The following is a 16,737-nucleotide window of genomic DNA, read 5'->3' as shown; positions in this document are numbered from 1 at the left end:
GAATGCGGGGGTGACGGACAAGCCCATGCAGCCGACCCAGCCCTCCGACGGTCAGGATGCCGACGACCAGCAGGCGCAGCGCGTCGAGGCCCTGCGCGCGGGCCTGGCCGACTACGACCTCGCGCCCGAGGACCTCGCGCTCCTCGAGGGTGCCGCCCAGGGCGGCGGCGACGCCGGCGCGGCGGGACCGTTGCCGGTGCTCGCCGTCGTCGGCCGGCCCAACGTCGGCAAGTCGACCCTGGTCAACCGGATCCTCGGCCGCCGCGAGGCCGTCGTCCAGGACACGCCGGGGGTGACCCGCGACCGCGTGACGTACGAGGCCGAGTGGGCGGGCCGGAACTTCCTGCTCGTCGACACCGGCGGGTGGGAGCAGGATGCCCGCGGGTTGCACGAGCGGGTGGCCGACCAGGCGGAGATCGCGATCGAGCTGGCCGATGCCGTGCTGTTCGTCGTCGACGCCACGGTGGGGGCCACCACGACCGACGAGCAGGTCGTCCGGCTGCTGCGTCGCTCGGGCAAGCCCGTCATCCTCGTCGCCAACAAGGTCGACGACCAACGCGGTGAGGCCGATGCCGCCGCGCTGTGGAACCTCGGGCTCGGTGAGCCCTTCGCGCTGTCCGCCCTGCACGGCCGTGGCTCGGGCGACCTGCTCGACGCGGCGATGGAGATGCTGCCGCCGGTCTCCCAGACGGGTGGGCCGATCCGTGACGGCGGGCCCCGCCGGATCGCGTTGCTGGGTCGCCCGAACGTGGGGAAGTCCTCGCTGCTCAACGCGATCACCGGCACCGAGCGCGTCGTCGTCGACGACGTGGCCGGGACCACGCGCGACCCCGTCGACGAGCTCGTGCAGCTGGGGGATCGGCAGTGGTGGTTCGTCGACACCGCCGGCATCCGGCGCCGGGTGCACCAGACCCACGGCGCCGACTTCTACGCCTCGCTGCGCACCCAGACCGCGCTCGAGAAGGCGGAGGTGGGCGTGGTGCTGGTGGACGCGAGCGTCCCGATGACCGAGCAGGACATCCGCGTCATCCAGCAGGTGATCGACGCCGGACGTGCGCTCGTGATCGCCTACAACAAGTGGGACCTGATGGACGACGACCGGCGCGAGCTGCTCGAGCGCGAGATCGAGAAGGAGCTGGTGCAGGTGCCCTGGGCGCCGCGCATCAACATCTCGGCGCGCACCGGCTGGCACGTCGACCGGCTCGTGCGGGCGCTCGACCGGTCGTTGGAGTCCTGGGACACCCGCATCTCGACCGGTCGGCTCAACTCGATCCTCGGCGAGCTGGTCGCGGCGCACCCGCACCCGGTGCGTGGCGGCAAGCAGCCGCGCATCCTGTTCGCGACCCAGGCCTCGACCCGCCCGCCGCGCTTCGTGCTGTTCGCCAGCGGGTTCCTCGAGCCGGGCTACCGCCGCTTCATCGAGCGGCGGCTGCGCGAGACGTTCGACTTCACCGGCAGCCCGATCGAGATCAGCGTGCGCGTGCGCGAGAAGCGCCGCCGCACCCGATGACCTCGTCCGGGACGTCGACGGCGGAGCGCGAGTTCCTCGAGGCGCTCGCCTGGCTGACCGAGACCGACGAGGCACTCGCCGCGGTGGTCGCCGAGCACGGGCCGCCGCTGTTCTGGTCGCGCCCGGCCGGCTTTCCGAGCCTGGTGCTGTTCGTGCTCGAGCAGCAGGTCTCGCTCGCCTCGGCCGCCGCGACGTACCGGACGTTGCTCGCCCGGTTGGGCACCATGAGCCCGACGGCGGTGCTCGCCCATCCCGACATGCGCGCCGACGGCGTCTCGCGGCAGAAGGAGCGGTACCTGCGTGCGCTGGCTGCGGCCGTCGACGACGGCACCCTCGACCTCGCGGAGCTCGCCGACCTGGACGACGACGAGGTGCGGGCCCGGCTGACGGCCCTGCCGGGGATCGGGCGCTGGACGGCCGACGTCTACCTGCTGGCCTGCCTGTCCCGCCCCGACCTGTGGCCGGTCGGCGACCGCGCGCTGCAGGTCGCCGCCGCCGAGACGCTCGGGCTCGCGCAGGCGCCGGACCAGGCCGAGCTGACCGAGATCGGTGACCGGTGGCGCCCGCACCGGTCCACCGCCGCTCGGCTGCTCTGGCACGGCTACCTCCGCCGCCGCGGCCGCCAGGAGACGTCGGTCCCGGTCTGACCCTCGCCACCCGCTTCCCATTTCCCTGAGGCGCCATGGCGCGGTCCTGAGCACTCCAGCCCACGCGTCCTCCTACCCAGTTCGGTGCTCGGCGTCGAGGTCGGCGGGTGCACCCACCGATCTCGACGGGTAGCACCGAACTCGGCGTGTTGGGGCGTGGGTGACACCGGCACGGCACCCCGGGAGCCGCCGGTCGCGGGGCGCGGGAGGATGTCGGGATGCGCGCGGTGGGGATCGACGTCGGGACGAGCAGCACCAAGGTGGTGCTGGCCGAGATCGTCGACGGGCGTGTGCGTGAGGTCGCCACCCGTGCCGCGGCCACACCGCGCGACGTCCGGAGCCTGCTCGAGGTCGTCGAGGCGGGGTGCCGTTCCCTGATGGCGGACGGCGGCGACGTCCAGGCTGTGGGCGTGGCCTCGATGGCCGAGACCGGCGCCCCGATCGGGGCGGACGGGGACGCCCTCACCGAGCTGCTGCGCTGGGACGAGGGCCTGGGCGCCTCCGACGCGGGCGAGCTGCAGGACCTGGCGCCGGAGGTGTTCGCGCGCTCCGGGGTGCGCCTGTCGGCCAAGACACCCCTGATGACGTGGCGGTGGCTGCGCCGGGCGCGACCCGAGATCTGGGACCTCATGGCCTGCTGGCTCGGTGCCGCCGATCTCGTGGTGCACGGGCTCACCGGTGAGCGCGTCACCGATCACACGCTCGCGGGGCGCACGGGTGGGTACCGGCTCGCCGCTCCGGGGCGGGCCACGCCCACCGCCTTCGACGTCAGCCTGCTCTCGCTCGCCGGCATGGCACGCGACCGGCTGCCGCGGGTGGCGGGCGCCGACGAGATCGCCGGCCGGCTCAGCGCGGCCGCCGCGGCACGAACCGGGCTGCCGGCCGGGCTCCCGGTCGTGGTGGCCGGCCACGACCACCAGGTGGCTGCCTGGGCTGCGGGCACGCGCTCCCCGCGCGACGTGGCCGACTCGCTCGGCACGGCCGAGGCCGTGCTCACCGTGCTGGCACGGCGACCGGACCCGGAGCAGGTGCGGCGGCAGGGGATGAGCCTGGTGCGCACCGCCGCCGGCGACGCCGACGCGGTGGTCGCCGGTTCCTCCAGCGCCGGTGCGATGCTCCAGGACTGGCTCTCCCGCATCCCCGCGGCCGAGCACAAGGCGGTGCTGGCTGCCGCCGCGGACGAGCTGGCAGCCGACGATCAGCCCACCGGGGCTGCGGTCGCGCCGTACCTGCGCGGGCGGCAGAGCCCCGAGCCCGATCCTGAGGCGCGCGCCGGCCGGCCACCCGCGGGCTGGACCAGGCAGCGCCAGGCCCGCGCCGTCGTCGAAGGCATCTGCTACCAGGCCCGGTGGATGATCGAGTCCCAGCCGGCGCAGGAGGTGCCGCAGCGGGTCGCGGTGATCGCGGGCTCCCGGTTGCCCGCGCTGTGGACCGCCCTCAAGACCGCCACGCTGCCGTGGCCGGTGGCGCTGGTGCGCGCCGCCGAGCCGGTGGCGACCGGTGCCGCGGTGCTGGCGCTGGCGCGCTCGGGAGCCCTGGGCGCTCCTGCGGACGCGGTGCGCACGGCGCCGGCCCTGGACGCCGAGACGCCGGCACCGCCGGGTCGGGACCTGCACGCCGAGGCCTGTGCCGCGTTCGTCCGGAGCGTACGGGCAGCCCTGCCCGCTCCCGACGGCTCGTCAGGCCGCTCGGCTGCCGTAGATTAATGACAGAGACTCGCTTGACCATCTCTAGATCCGTCCGATCGACAGATCGCCCGGCGTTCCGCCTCCTTCCTGTTGCCCATCCGTTCCACTCCTTGTTCCTGCTCTCCGTTCGAAACACAGCCGAGGACGACCATGACTGAACAGGCCGCTGCCGCAGCACCTCTCGAGCCGCCGGAGGAGAGCTTCGGGCTCTCGCTCGAGCCGCCGCCGCCCGTCGCCGCCGTCGCAGCCACCCAGGCACCGGCGCTCGCGCCCAAGGTCGATCCCGAGATGGTCCCGGCGCTGACCCAGAAGGCTGACGCCTACGTCGCCTCCCTGATGAGCAGCGACGCCAAGTCGCCGGAGTTCACGGCGAAGGCCGACTCGGTCCGCACGATGGGCGACCAGGACATCCGCCGCGCCGCCGACGTCTCCAACCGGCTTCTCGCGACGCCGGTGAAGGAGATCAAGGAGGGTGGCCTGTCCGAGTCCGGCACGGTCGGGCAGTCGCTGCTCGCGCTGCGCCGCGCCGTCGAGGACCTCGACCCCTCCGAGGAGACGTTCGGGCGCAAGCTGCTCGGGTTCATCCCCTTCGGCGACAAGATCAGCGACTACTTCCAGCGCTACGAGTCGGCGCAGAAGCAGCTCGACGCGATCATCCGCGCCCTCTACAACGGTCAGGACGAGCTGCGGAAGGACAACGCCGCGCTCAACCTGGAGAAGCGGAACCTGTGGGACACCATGGGCCGCCTCAACCAGTACATCTTCATGGCCGAGCGCATCGACACCCAGCTCTCGGCCACGATCTCCGAGCTCGACGTCACCGACCCCGAGCGCGCGAAGGTGATGCGCGAGGACGTGCTGTTCTACGTCCGGCAGAAGCACCAGGACCTGCTCACCCAGCTCGCGGTCTCCATCCAGGGCTACCTGGCGATGGACATCATCATCAAGAACAACCTCGAGCTCATCAAGGGCGTCGACCGCGCCACCACGACGACGTTGTCCGCGCTCCGCACCGCCGTGATCGTGGCGCAGGCGCTGGCGAACCAGAAGCTGGTCCTGGACCAGATCACGGCGCTCAACACCACGACCTCGAACATGATCGTGGCGACCTCGAAGATGCTCGCCGACAACTCGGCCACGATCCAGGAGCAGGCCGCCAGCGCGACCATCGGGATCGAGCAGCTGCAGGAGGCGTTCGCGAACATCTACACCACGCTCGACACGATCTCCGACTTCAAGATCCGTGCGCTGGACTCGATGGCCCAGACCGTCGGCGTGCTGCAGACCGAGACCACCAAGGCCGCCGAGTACCTGGAACGATCGCGCAACTCCGACCGTTCTGAGCTGCAGGGCGGCTCGCTCGACATCGGCGGGCTGAACCTCAACAACAACCGCTGATCGGAGTCTGCAACAACGTGTCGTGGTGGTCGGAGCTGGGGCGGAAGCTACGGGGTGAGCCCGAACCTGTCGTGCTGCCCGAGCTCCCACCCCCACCCACGGGCGAGGAGATCCTCGGATCGGTGGAGGCGGTACGAGCGCGGGTCGCCGGGCGGGTGCCGCCGGCGATCGCCGCGCGGGTCGACAAGATCGCCCGCACGGTGGCCGTGATGGTGCCGCGGCTCGACCGGCCCGGCCTGGGCAGCCAGCAGGCGCACACCGTGGTCTCGACCGCGACCAGCTACCTGCCCGAGGCCGTCGACGCCTACCTGCGGCTGCCGCGCGACTTCGCCGACAGGAGGATCGTCGCCGACGGCAAGACCTCGCTGATGCTGCTGGTCGACCAGCTCGACCTGCTCAGCGCGACGTTGACGAAGATCTCCGACGCCGTCTCTCGCCAGGATGCCAACGCCCTGATCGCGCACGGCGCGTTCCTCGAGGAGAAGTTCACCAGCTCCTCGCTCACCACCCCTCCCACGGAGCACCTGTGACCATGTCGTTGCGCGCCGCCCTCACCGGCCTCGTCGAGGCCGGTGAGGCCGCGGGCGTGCCTGCCGCCGTCACGCGGGAGGAGGGGATGCGGCTGTCGGCCGCTGTGGCCGAGTCCTCTCCCGGGGCGCCGGCGGCATGGTTGAGCGAGGTCGACGGCGGGTCGACTGTCGAGTTCTTCGCGGCCGGCTCGGCCGGGCGTCGGTGGCGCGGCGCCCCGACCGACGTGCTGGTCTCGCTCGCGGGCGGGCCGCACGCGGTGCCCTACGCCGAGGCGCTGGCGGCCGTGGTGCGCGCGGGTGCCACGTTGGGCACCCCCGGACCGCACGTCGCGGCCCGCGCGGCCGCCACCGCGGCGGTGCAGCTCGCCGCGTCGAGCGCGCAGCCCTCGCCCGACGTGCCGCGCACGGTCGCGTCCGCGCCGATCGCACGAGCCACGGCCGACCTGCTGCGGCAGCTCACCCCCGATCTCGACGGCGGGCTGACGGCGCTGCGGCCCGACCAGCGGCAGCCGGAGGTCCCGAGCGTCGAGGGGATCCTGGCCGCGCTGAACCGTGGCACCGGGTCGGCAGCCGCGGGCGAGCCGACGACGGTGGCACCGGCACCCGGTGAGCCGGGCGCCGCCCCGGTGGCGCAGGCGCAGGAGACCGCGGCCGCCGCGGCCGAGGAGCCCGGCGAGCCGGAGAAGTCGCTCGAGGAGCTGCTCGAGGAGCTCGACAGCCTCGTCGGGCTGAAGCGCGTCAAGGCCGAGGTGCGCCGCCAGGTCGAGCTGCTGCGCATCGAGAAGCTCCGCGTGGAGGCGGGGCTGACGCGACCGACGCTGACCAGGCACCTGGTGTTCGTGGGCAACCCGGGCACCGGCAAGACGACCGTGGCACGGCTGGTCTCCGGGATCTACCGGGCGCTGGGACTGCTGGACAAGGGCCACCTGGTCGAGGTGGACCGCTCCGAGCTGGTGGCGGGCTACGTGGGGCAGACCGCGATGAAGACCGCCGAGGTGGTCGCCAGCGCGGTCGGGGGAGTGCTGTTCATCGACGAGGCCTACGCGCTCACCCAGTCCAGCACCGGGATGGGCGCGGACAGCTTCGGCCAGGAGGCGGTCAACACGCTCGTCAAGGAGATGGAGGACCACCGGAACGACCTCGTGGTGGTCGTCGCCGGGTACCCGGTACCGATGGCGGAGTTCGTCGCGGCGAACCCCGGGCTGGAGTCGCGGTTCTCGACCACGATCCACTTCGAGGACTACGCCGACGACGAGCTGCGCGGCATCTTCGAGCTGATGGCGGACCAGGCGGACTTCATCCCCACGCCGCAGACGCTGGAACGGCTCGAGGAGATCTGCTCGGTGCAGCTGCGTGACGCCTCGTTCGGCAACGCCCGGTTCGTGCGCAACCTGCTCGACGCCGCGATCGCCCGGCACGCCTGGCGGCTCCGCGAGGTCGAGGCGCCGACCATCGAGGAGCTGCAGACCCTGCTGCCCGAGGACCTCGTCGCCGACGAGGACGAGGAGCCCGCGCCGCCGTCGGTCCTCGTCGACGCCCCAGCCGAGGGCGGCGACACCGACGACAGCGACGACGTCGGCCCGGCAGCCGCACCCGACGATCCCGAGCGGCCGGCGGCAGCGCCGCTGCCCCCGGCCACCACCGAGGAGGACGAGTGACCTCGACCGCACCGGCGTCTGCCCAGCAGGCGACGCCGCCCCAGCAACCCGCAGGGCAGGTCGCTCTCCAGCCGCCGGCTCCGGTGGCGCAGCAGCAGCAGCGGCCCCCCGCGACGTCGGCGCAACGGATCATGCAGATCTCGGTGGTGACCGTGGTCGTCGCGCTGCTGGTCGCGGCCCTGGGCTTCGTGCTCGCGCTCAACCAGGCTGCCGGTCTCGACCGCGCCGGGGCGCGCGCCGACCGCGTGCTGACCGTGATGGCGGTGCGCAGCGCGGTGCTCGACGCCGACGGCGCCGCGACCAACGCCTTCCTCGTCGGCGGCCTCGAGCCGCAGCCGCGTCGCGTGGTCTACGACGAGGCGATCGCGGCTGCCGCCGCAGGGCTGGCCGAGCTCGCCGAGGGTGCGGACGCCGACGCCGAGCTGATCGCGAACCTCAACGCCGACCTCACGAGGTACACCAGCCTCGTCGAGGCCGCCCGGGTCAACAACCGGCAGGGCTTCCCGGTCGGCGCCGCGTACCTCGACCAGGCCTCGACGCTCGTGCGCGAGGAGATGCTCGCCGATCTCGACGCGGTCCTGTCGATGGCCGCCGACGACGCGGCGTCGGACTTCGGGGTCGGCAACCTCTCGTACGTGGTCGTGCTGGTCGTCGTGGTCGCGCTGGTGGTGCTGATCGTCTGCCAGGTACGCCTGGCCGCGATGACTCGACGGCGACTGAACCCTGGGCTCGCCCTGGCCACGGTGCTGCTCGTCGTCGCCTTCGCGGCCGGCGCCATGGGTGCCCGGTCCTCCGCGGAGACCGCGGCCGCGGTCCGCACCGAGGACTACCGGCCCACGCTCGCGGTCGCGCAGGCCTCGGTGCTGGCCGCCGAGGCGCGCACGCTGGAGTCCTTCACGCTGATCAAGCGCGGATCCGGTGCTGCCTTCGAGGAGGCGTTCGTCGAGCGCACCGAGGCCGCGGCGGCGCTGCTCGAGGAGCAGGGCGGCGACCTGCCGGAGCTGCTGCAGACGTGGCTGGACCGCCACGCCGAGATCCGCGAGCTCGACGACAGCGGTGACTGGGACGGCGCGGTGGCCCTGGCGGTCACCGATGACGAGAGCGGGCCCAGCGCCGCCTACACGCAGCTCGTCGAGGCGGCCGCGGCCGAGATCGGCGCAGGGTCCCAGGACGTCACGAACGAGCTGTCCGATGCGGTCACGCAGGCCCGGCTGGCGGCCTGGGTGCTGCTGATCACCGGGATCGTGGCGGCGATCGCGTGCTGGCGCGGTCTGGCCGCGCGGCGGGAGGAGTACCGATGAGAGCGACGACCACCCGCCGCGGCCTGGCGGTCGGCGCGGCCTTCGCGCTCCTGCTCGGACTGGGTGCCTGCTCCGGCGGCAGCGGTGCCGACGACCTGGGACAGGCCGCGGAGGAGACCGCCACGGACGAGCCCACGCAGGAGCCGACCGACACCGGCCCGAGCACACCGGTGACGTGCGACGACCCGGTGGCCTCCTACGCCCCGCTCGAGGCGCTCCCCGCGCCGGACGCGCTGCCCTCGGGCAGCACGATGGCGCAGATCCGCGAGCGCGGCACCCTCGTCGTCGGCGTCTCCGCCGACACGCTGCTGCTCGGCTCGCGCAACCCCTTCACGGGAGCGATCGAGGGTTTCGACATCGACATGCTCCATGAGATCTCGCGTGCGATCTTCGGCGACCCGGACCGGCTGCAGTTCCGCGTCATCACCTCGGGCCAGCGCCTTCAGGTGCTGGAGTCGGGCGAGGTGGACCTCGTGGCTCGCGCCTTCACGATCACGTGCGAGCGGTGGGAGAGCATCGCGTTCTCGGCCGAGTACTACCACGCCGGCCAGAAGGTGCTCGTGGCCGAGGGCTCGGAGGCGCAGGGTCTGGAGGACCTGGCGGGTCAGCGCGTCTGCGCGCCCGCAGGGACCACCACCCTGACCCGGCTCGAGGAGTACCCGGAGGTCGAGGCGGTGCCGGCACCCACGCACAGCCAGTGCCTGGCGCTGTTCCAGCAGGGCCAGGTCGACGCGATCACGGGTGACGACACGATCCTCGCGGGCTTCGCCGCCCAGGACCCGTACGCCGTCGTGGTCGGCGAGCCGATCAGCGACGAGCCGTACGGGATCGGCGTGCCGGCCGCCAACACCGACATGGTCCAGTTCGTCAACACGGTGCTGGCCCAGATCGTCGCCGACGGCACCTGGGTCGAGATCTACCAGCGCTGGCTCGGTGAGCCCCTCGGCCCGGCACCGGAGCCGCCGGTTCCGGTCTACGGGCGGACCGCGTGACCGCCACCGGGGTCAGCGCCGGGCTGCCGACGCCTCCCGGCAGCCTCGGTCGCGCCGCGACACCGGAGGAGCTGCTCGACTTCCTGACCGCGCTCGAGGAGTGGCTCGCTCGCACCCGCGGCGAGCTCGACCGTCTCGACGAGGTCGCCCAGCGCGCCAAGGACGCCTCCTCGCACAGCAGCGACGTCGTGCTGGCGATGGCGCTGTGGCAGGCGCTGCGCAGCCGGACCGATGCGATCCACCAGGAGTGGGACTCCGGTCGCGCCGACACGGCCGCCCGGGAGCGGATCTCCACACAGATCTGGGGGCGGCTGGGCTCGGGCGCGCTCGACGTCTCGCTCCCCGAGGGTGCGCGCCTGGTCGACGCCCTCGTGGGCCAGCTCCGCGAGAAGCTGGCGATCGACCCCTCGACCGTCAAGCTCGTGGCCCGGCTCCGGCAGGTGCGCGCCGAGGTGGTCCGGTGCGAGGACCTGGCCCGGTCGATGGCCGACGCGGCGGTGACCGACCGCGTGGAGGTGCTCGCGAAGCGGCAGGCGAAGCTGATCGCCGAGGCGCAGCGCGGCGCCGACGTCACCGGTCCGCTCGGCGAGCTCGAGGCCGACGTGGCCCGCGCGCACCGGGACCTGCTGATCGCCAGCTCCCGCTCGGGTGAGCTGCGCCGCGACCGCGAGCGCGCCGTCGAGCTCCGCGACGCGCTGGCGGAGCGCCGGCCCGTGCTGCTGGACCTGGAGGCGCGCTGCCGGCGCGAGATCGCCCGCCCGCCGCGGCTGGCGGTCCCCGACCCGATGCGGTTGGGCGAGCCGCCGCGCGACCGCGCCGGTGTCGACGCCTACCTGGCACGCCTCGACGCCGCCGCCCGCGCGGTGAACGCCGCCGAGCACGCGTACGCGACCCCGCTGCGGGAGCGGGCGTCGTTGCGCTACCGGCTCGCGCAGGCGCAGTCGGACGCCCGGGCGCACGGCCGGGACACCTCACCCACGGTGCAGGCGGGCTGGACCGAGGCCTCCGACGCCGTCATGACCACACCCTGCGACGTCGAGCTGGCACGCGCGCTGGTCGCGCAGTACGAGAGGCTCGCGGCGCCGCTGGACCTTCGAGGTCCGACCACGACGAGGATCGGAGGGACCCCGTGACCGCTTGCACGCAACCGGGCTGCACCGGCACCTACGAGGACGGCTGGTGCAACGTCTGCGGCTCGCCCGAGTCCTCGGGCGGAGGTGCCACGGCGGCCTCCGCCGCGGCGGCGACGCCGACGGGCGGTGCCTCGCCGTCGGCGGTGCTCGGCGCCGGCATGCCGGAGGCACGCCCGGACTCGGGCAAGACCTCGGCGATGCGCGGACCGGAGCACCGCGACTCGACCCGCACATCGTCGGCACGGCTGGCCTCGACCGCCATCGGTTCCGCGCGCACCGGGTCGCGGACGACGCGCCGCGTCGGCACCGGCTCCACCCGGTTGCGCGGGCACCGCCTGGGCGCCGGGCTCACCACGGTGCCGCCGGTCCCGGTGGCCGACCCGCTGCAGGCGATCATGCCGGTCGCCGAGGTGCCCGAGCGGAAGCGCTACTGCGCCTCCTGCGGCGGCCCTGTGGGTCGGTCGCGCGGCGAGGTGCAGGGCCGGTCCTCCGGCTTCTGCCCGGCGTGCGGCGCGAAGTTCAACTTCGACCCGGTGCTCAAGCCGGGCGAGCTGGTCGCCGGTCAGTACGAGGTGGTCGGGTGCCTCGCCCACGGCGGCCTGGGATGGATCTACCTGGCACGGGACCGCAACGTGTCCGGGCGCTGGGTCGTCCTCAAGGGCCTGCTGAACGCCGACGACGCCGATGCCGCGGCGGCCGCGATCGCCGAGCAGCGGTTCCTGGCCGAGGTCGAGCACCCGCTGATCGTCGAGATCTACAACTTCGTGGTCCACGACGACGCCGGGTACACCGTCATGGAGTACGTGGGCGGCAAGTCGCTCAAGGACATCCTCAAGGACCGCCGCGACGCCAATCACGGCGTCGTGGACCCGCTGCCGGTCGACCAGGCGCTCGCCTACGTGCTCGAGGTGCTGCCGGCGTTCGCGTACCTGCACGACCACAACCTGCTGTACTGCGACTTCAAGCCCGACAACATCATCCAGCAGGGCGAGGGCGTCAAGCTCATCGACATGGGCGGTGTGCGCCGGGTCGACGACGACGTGTCGGCGATCTTCGGCACGGTCGGCTACCAGGCACCCGAGGTCGCCGAGCTCGGTCCCTCGGTCGCGTCCGACATCTACACGATCGGCCGCACGCTCGCGACGCTGGTGCTGGACTTCCGCGGCAACACCTCGACCTACGTGGCGTCGTTGCCGCCGGTCGCGGACACCCCGGTGTTCGGCACGTACGACTCGTTCTACCGGCTGCTGGCCAAGGCCTGCGCGCCCAACCCCGACGACCGGTTCGGGTCGGTGGACGAGATGCGCGTGCAGCTGCTCGGTGTGCTGCGCGAGGTGGTCTCCGCCGACCGCGGGCCGGGCAACCCCGCCACCACCTCGTCGGCGTCGGCGCTGTTCACCGCCCCCACGGTCGACGTGCCCGAGCGGCCGCTGATGTGGCACGAGCTTCCCGAGCTCGAGGTGGACCCCTCCGACCCGATGGCGAGCTTCCTCGCCGGCGTCAACGTGGCCGACCCGGTCGCTCGGGTGACCGCGCTCAACAAGGCACCGGAGCGCACGGTCGAGGTCCAGCTCGCGATCGCCCAGGCGGCCGTGGCGGCCAACCGGATCGACGTGGCCCGCTCGCTGATCGGGGAGATCCTCGCGGACGACCCGTGGGAGTGGCGGGCGCTGTGGATCGGCGGGCTGGCCGACCTGGCCGGCAACGACGCCGCGACGGCGGTCGCGTCCTTCAACGCCGTGTACGGGCAGGTACCCGGCGAGCTGGCGCCCAAGCTGGCGCTGGCGACCGCCTGCGAGGTCTCCGGCGAGCTGGACGTGGCCGAGTCGCTCTACGTGGTGTGCGCGCGCTCCGACGCCAACTACACCGCGCCGTCGGCGTTCGGGCTGACCCGGATCCGCAGCAGGAGGCAGGATCTCGACGGCGTGCTGCGCTCGCTCGACCTGGTGGCACCGACCCGTGGCTCCTACCCGGCGGCACGGCTGCAGCGGGCGCGTGCGCTGACGGCGTCCGGTCGCGGTCTGCAGGCGCTCGACGACGCGCTGCGCAGCATCGACGGCGTCCCGCTCAGTCCTGCAGCCCGGGCGGACCTCCGTATCGAGGTGCTGGAGGCCGCGCTCGCCCAGGTGCATCGGACGAACGCACCGATGGGTGCGCAGATCGCCGACGTGCCTGCGCAGGAGCGTCCGTTGCGTGACGCGGTCGAGGCCGCCTACCGCGAGCGGGCCCGCATCGCCGACACCCGCGGCGAGCGCATCGCGCTCGTCGACCGCGCCAACGCTGTACGGAACTGGACCCTGTGGTGAGTGAACCGACGACCGGCGACGCGCAGCGACCAGCGGGCCAGGTGCCCGCGGAGGGGCTGCCCGAGAGCGGGCTCCCGGTGCCGGAGCACGTGAAGATCACCGACCCCGACGAGCCGGGGGCGCCCGCCGAGACCCGGACGAGCCCGGAGGCCGGGCCGGTCGACGAGCCCGAGTCCCCGGCGGCGCCTGCGGTCGAGCCCGCGTCCGAGGCGACGCGTGCGGTCGAGCCCGAGTCCACGGGTGAGTCCGAGAGCGAGCCCGACGTCGCCTGCCCGTCGTGCGGTGCGCAGGTGGCCGCGGGCTCGAAGTTCTGCGAGGTGTGCGGGTCCCCGATGACCGGTGCCGCGCCGGAGCCTGAGCCGGTCGTCGCGGCGGCCGCCGCGCCTCCCGCACGTCCGTGCGCCCGGTGCGGCGGGCGGGTGGCCGCGGACGGCTATTGCGAGGAGTGCGGCGCTCCGGCGATGAGCGAGCGCGACCACTTCGAGGTCTCGCCGAGCGCGACCGTGGGTGGGGTCTGCGACCGCGGCATCACCCACGCACGCAACGAGGACGCCATGGCGCTGGACATCGTCGGCGGCGTCACGATGATCGTGGTGTGCGACGGCGTCTCGACCGCGCCGCTGTCGGACCAGGCCAGCCTCGCGGCCTGCGCGGCCGCGCTGGCCACGCTCGCCGAGGGTGCGCCAGGTGGACCGCGCGAGGTCACCGAACCTCCCGGCGGCGCACGGACGAGCGCCTGGGGCGTGCTCCACGACGACGCGGCCGCGCGCGCCAACGAGGCGGTGCTGGCGGTCCCGGTCGAGCAGCCCTCGGACGCGCCGTCGTGCACCTACGTGGCTGCCGTGGTGCACGACCAGCGGGTCGTCGTCGCCTCCGTCGGTGATTCGCGGGCGTACTGGTTGCCCGACGAGGGCCGAGGGGTCCGCCTGACGATCGACGACTCGTGGGCGCAGGAGATGCTCGAGCTCGGCGTGCCGGCGAGCCGCGTCGAGTCCTCGCCGCACGCGCACGCGATCACGCGCTGGCTCGGCCCGGACGCGCCCGAGCTGAAGCCCCGCACCGACACCCTGATGGCGACGACTCCCGGCTGGCTGCTGCTGTGCTCGGACGGCCTGTGGAACTACTGTGCCGAGGCGGACGACCTGGGCGAGCTGGTCCGGTCAACCGTCGCGGCGGCAGGGGAGGGCGCGATCGCGACCGACGTCGCCGGCGCGCTCGTGTCCTGGGCCAACGACCAGGGTGGTCGCGACAACATCACGGCCGTGCTCGCACGGCTTCCCGGCTGACCGCCGGGCAACGGCACACGGACCGGATAGCCTGCAGGGCGAAGGACAGGAGAGACGATGGCCAGCTTCACCGCCGAGGTGTTCCAGAACGAGTTCTTGGCCGAGGGCGCCACCGACGTGCACGCGATCGTGCGGGTCACCGCGTCGGGCGCCGGTGCGGCGTCGGCAGGGTCCTTGGAGGCCGCCGAGGTGATCATGATCGACACCTCGGGCTCGATGGCGGGTGCGAGCTTCGCGGCCGCACAGGAGGCGGCCAAGGTCGCGCTCGACGTGATCGTGGACGGCACGTGGTTCGCGATCGTCGGCGGCAGCCACGTCGCGAACCGGGTGTTCCCGTACCCGAACGCGCCGTCGGCCATGGTCCGGATGGAGCCGGCGGCCCGGGCCGAGGCCAAGCGCGCGATCGGCATGATGCGCGCCGGTGGTGGCACCGCGATGAGCACCTGGCTGCAGCTGGCGGGCCAGCTGTTCACGACCGTCCCGCACGGCGCCCGTCGGCACGCCATCCTGCTGACCGACGGCAAGAACGAGTCCGAGCCCAAGTCCCAGCTGACCGCGACGCTCGAGCGGCTGCAGGGTCAGTTCCGCTGCGACGCCCGCGGCGTCGGCTCTCGCTACGTGGTGGCCGAGGTCCGTGAGATCGCCTCGGCGCTGATGGGCTCGGACGAGCTGATCCGCGACCCCTCCCAGATCGCCGCGAGCTTCCGGCAGATGCTGGGGGAGTCGATGGCCCGTGGCGTGGCCGAGGCGCAGCTGCGCGTGTGGGCGCCGCAGGGCTCGCAGCTGCTGTTCGTCAAGCAGGTCTCGCCCAAGCTGGACGACCTGACGCCCCGCAAGACCGTGGTGAACCCGCTGACCAGCGGCTTCCCGACCGGCAGCTGGGGCGACGAGAGCCGCGAGTACCACGTGGCGGTGCGGGTGGGCTCGAAGCCGGTCGGCGCCGAGCAGCTCGCCGCGCGCGTGCAGATCGTCACCGGCGACCAGGTGCAGGCATCGGGTCTGGTCAAGGCGATGTGGTCGAGCGACTCGAACCTCACCGCGCGGATCAACCCCGAGGTCGCGCACTACACGGGGCAGGCCGAGCTCGCGGAGGCCATCCAGGACGGTCTGGCCGCCAAGGCGGCCGGTGACGAGGCGACGGCGACCGTCAAGCTCGGTCGCGCCGTCCAGCTCGCGAAGGAGACCGGCAACGACGAGGCCACCTCGCGCCTGCGGCGCGTCGTCGAGATCGAGAACGAGGAGCAGGGCACCGTGCGCCTCAAGCGGAACACCGACAAACTGGACGAGATGGCGCTGGACACGGCGTCGACCAAGACCACCCGGGTGCGCAAGTGAGCGCGGTCTGTCCGCAGGGGCACACCTCGGAGTCCGAGGACTACTGCGACATCTGCGGCGCGCCGATCGAGGCGGCGACCAGCGCCGGCCCCGCGGTGCCCAGCCCGGCCGAGCCCACCGAGGCGTCCACCGCTGCCACCACCTGCCCGCACTGCGGCTCGCCCGCAGCCCCGGGCGCGCTGTTCTGCGAGAACTGCGGGTACGACTTCACCACGGGCACGGCCCCGCAGCCGATCAACGCCGACCCCTGGGCGCTGCCGAGCGATCCGGGGCCCAGTGGTCCCCGACCGAGCGACCCCAAGCCCGGCGACCCCCAGCCGAGCGACCCGGGCACCGGCGACCCCGGTCCCAGCGACCCTGAGCCCGGCGGCCCCGACCCGGCCGAGCCGGACCCGGCCGAGGGCGACCCGGCCCAGGGCGACCCGGCGGAGAACGAGCCTGCCGCCGTCGCCCCGGGTGAGGCGGACCCGGGGTCGGAGCAGCCGGCGAGCAGCGGTGGGCTGCCCACGCCGCCGGCACCCGGACCGGACCAGTGGGTCGCCGAGGTCTGGGTGGACCCGGACTGGTACGCGGCCCAGGATCCCGAGGACCGGATGCCGGCGCCGGGTTCGCCGCACGTGGTGCCGTTGCGCGCGAAGAGCGTGCTGGTCGGGCGGCCGTCGGCCTCGCGGGGCATCAAGCCCGACGTGGACGCCGGTGAGGACACCGGCGTCTCGCGCCGGCACTGCCAGCTCACCACCGACGGGCTGCGCTGGTGGGTCGAGGACCTCGACTCCGCGAACGGCACCTACGTGAGCCACACCGGCGACCCGTTGCCGACCACGCCGCTGACCCCCGGGGACCGGCGCGAGCTGGCCGAGGACGACCGGGTGTTCATCGGCGGCTGGACCCGCCTGGTGATCCGGCTGGCGCTGCCGGGCGAGGTCTGAGGCGACGCACCTGCGGGTGCGCCC

13 protein-coding genes are annotated in these 16,737 nt (G+C 73.5%); all 13 read left to right on the top strand.

What is annotated here, in order from left to right; genetic code table 11:
- Positions 1–25: 25 nt before the first annotated feature.
- Positions 26–1,510 (top strand): ribosome biogenesis GTPase Der, encoded by a 1,485-nt coding sequence (gene der, locus GPA04_RS03570; RefSeq protein ID WP_156223073.1) that lies wholly within the window; start codon positions 26–28, stop codon positions 1,508–1,510.
- Entirely contained in the window at positions 1,507–2,157 is a 651-nt protein-coding gene (locus GPA04_RS03565; RefSeq protein WP_156222487.1) for a DNA-3-methyladenine glycosylase family protein, read from the top strand. Before der ends, GPA04_RS03565 begins: the two co-directional genes overlap by 4 nt.
- A 218-nt stretch (positions 2,158–2,375) precedes the next feature.
- Positions 2,376–3,863 carry an FGGY-family carbohydrate kinase gene (locus tag GPA04_RS03560; protein ID WP_156222485.1) on the top strand — a complete coding sequence of 496 codons (1,488 nt, stop codon included), beginning with the start codon at positions 2,376–2,378 and terminating at the stop codon, positions 3,861–3,863.
- Positions 3,864–3,995: 132 nt separating this feature from the next.
- Entirely contained in the window at positions 3,996–5,243 is a 1,248-nt protein-coding gene (locus tag GPA04_RS03555; protein ID WP_156222483.1) for a toxic anion resistance protein, read from the top strand.
- Positions 5,244–5,260: 17 nt separating this feature from the next.
- Entirely contained in the window at positions 5,261–5,773 is a 513-nt protein-coding gene (locus tag GPA04_RS03550) for a hypothetical protein (RefSeq protein ID WP_241680583.1), read from the top strand.
- 2 nt (positions 5,774–5,775) lie between these two features.
- Positions 5,776–7,431, top strand: a complete 1,656-nt coding sequence (locus tag GPA04_RS03545) for an AAA family ATPase (RefSeq protein ID WP_156223071.1) — start codon at positions 5,776–5,778, stop codon at positions 7,429–7,431.
- Positions 7,428–8,732 (top strand): GlnX family signal transduction membrane protein, encoded by a 1,305-nt coding sequence (locus GPA04_RS03540; RefSeq protein WP_156222481.1) that lies wholly within the window; start codon positions 7,428–7,430, stop codon positions 8,730–8,732. The genes GPA04_RS03545 and GPA04_RS03540 overlap by 4 nt, the downstream gene beginning before the upstream one ends.
- A complete protein-coding gene (locus GPA04_RS03535) occupies positions 8,729–9,724 on the top strand; it encodes a glutamate ABC transporter substrate-binding protein (protein WP_156222479.1) in 996 nt (331 codons plus the stop codon). The genes GPA04_RS03540 and GPA04_RS03535 overlap by 4 nt, the downstream gene beginning before the upstream one ends.
- The gene (locus GPA04_RS03530; protein WP_241680582.1) at positions 9,721–10,857 is read left to right on the top strand and encodes a hypothetical protein; all 1,137 of its coding nucleotides are present in this window, start codon (positions 9,721–9,723) and stop codon (positions 10,855–10,857) included. Before GPA04_RS03535 ends, GPA04_RS03530 begins: the two co-directional genes overlap by 4 nt.
- On the top strand, positions 10,854–13,163 hold the full coding sequence (locus tag GPA04_RS03525) for a serine/threonine-protein kinase (RefSeq protein WP_156222477.1): 2,310 nt from the start codon (positions 10,854–10,856) through the stop codon (positions 13,161–13,163). Before GPA04_RS03530 ends, GPA04_RS03525 begins: the two co-directional genes overlap by 4 nt.
- Entirely contained in the window at positions 13,160–14,449 is a 1,290-nt protein-coding gene (locus GPA04_RS03520) for a protein phosphatase 2C domain-containing protein (protein WP_241680581.1), read from the top strand. The genes GPA04_RS03525 and GPA04_RS03520 overlap by 4 nt, the downstream gene beginning before the upstream one ends.
- Before the next feature lie 57 nt (positions 14,450–14,506).
- Positions 14,507–15,784: a VWA domain-containing protein gene (locus tag GPA04_RS03515; RefSeq protein WP_156222475.1), complete on the top strand. Its 1,278-nt coding sequence runs from the start codon at positions 14,507–14,509 to the stop codon at positions 15,782–15,784.
- A complete protein-coding gene (locus tag GPA04_RS03510) occupies positions 15,781–16,713 on the top strand; it encodes an FHA domain-containing protein (protein ID WP_156222473.1) in 933 nt (310 codons plus the stop codon). Before GPA04_RS03515 ends, GPA04_RS03510 begins: the two co-directional genes overlap by 4 nt.
- Positions 16,714–16,737: the final 24 nt, after the last annotated feature.

The organism is Pseudactinotalea suaedae (assembly GCF_009733815.1).
GTDB classification, from domain to species: Bacteria; Actinomycetota; Actinomycetes; order Actinomycetales; family Beutenbergiaceae; genus Pseudactinotalea; species Pseudactinotalea suaedae.
This window is presented reverse-complemented; position numbering and strand designations above follow the sequence as displayed.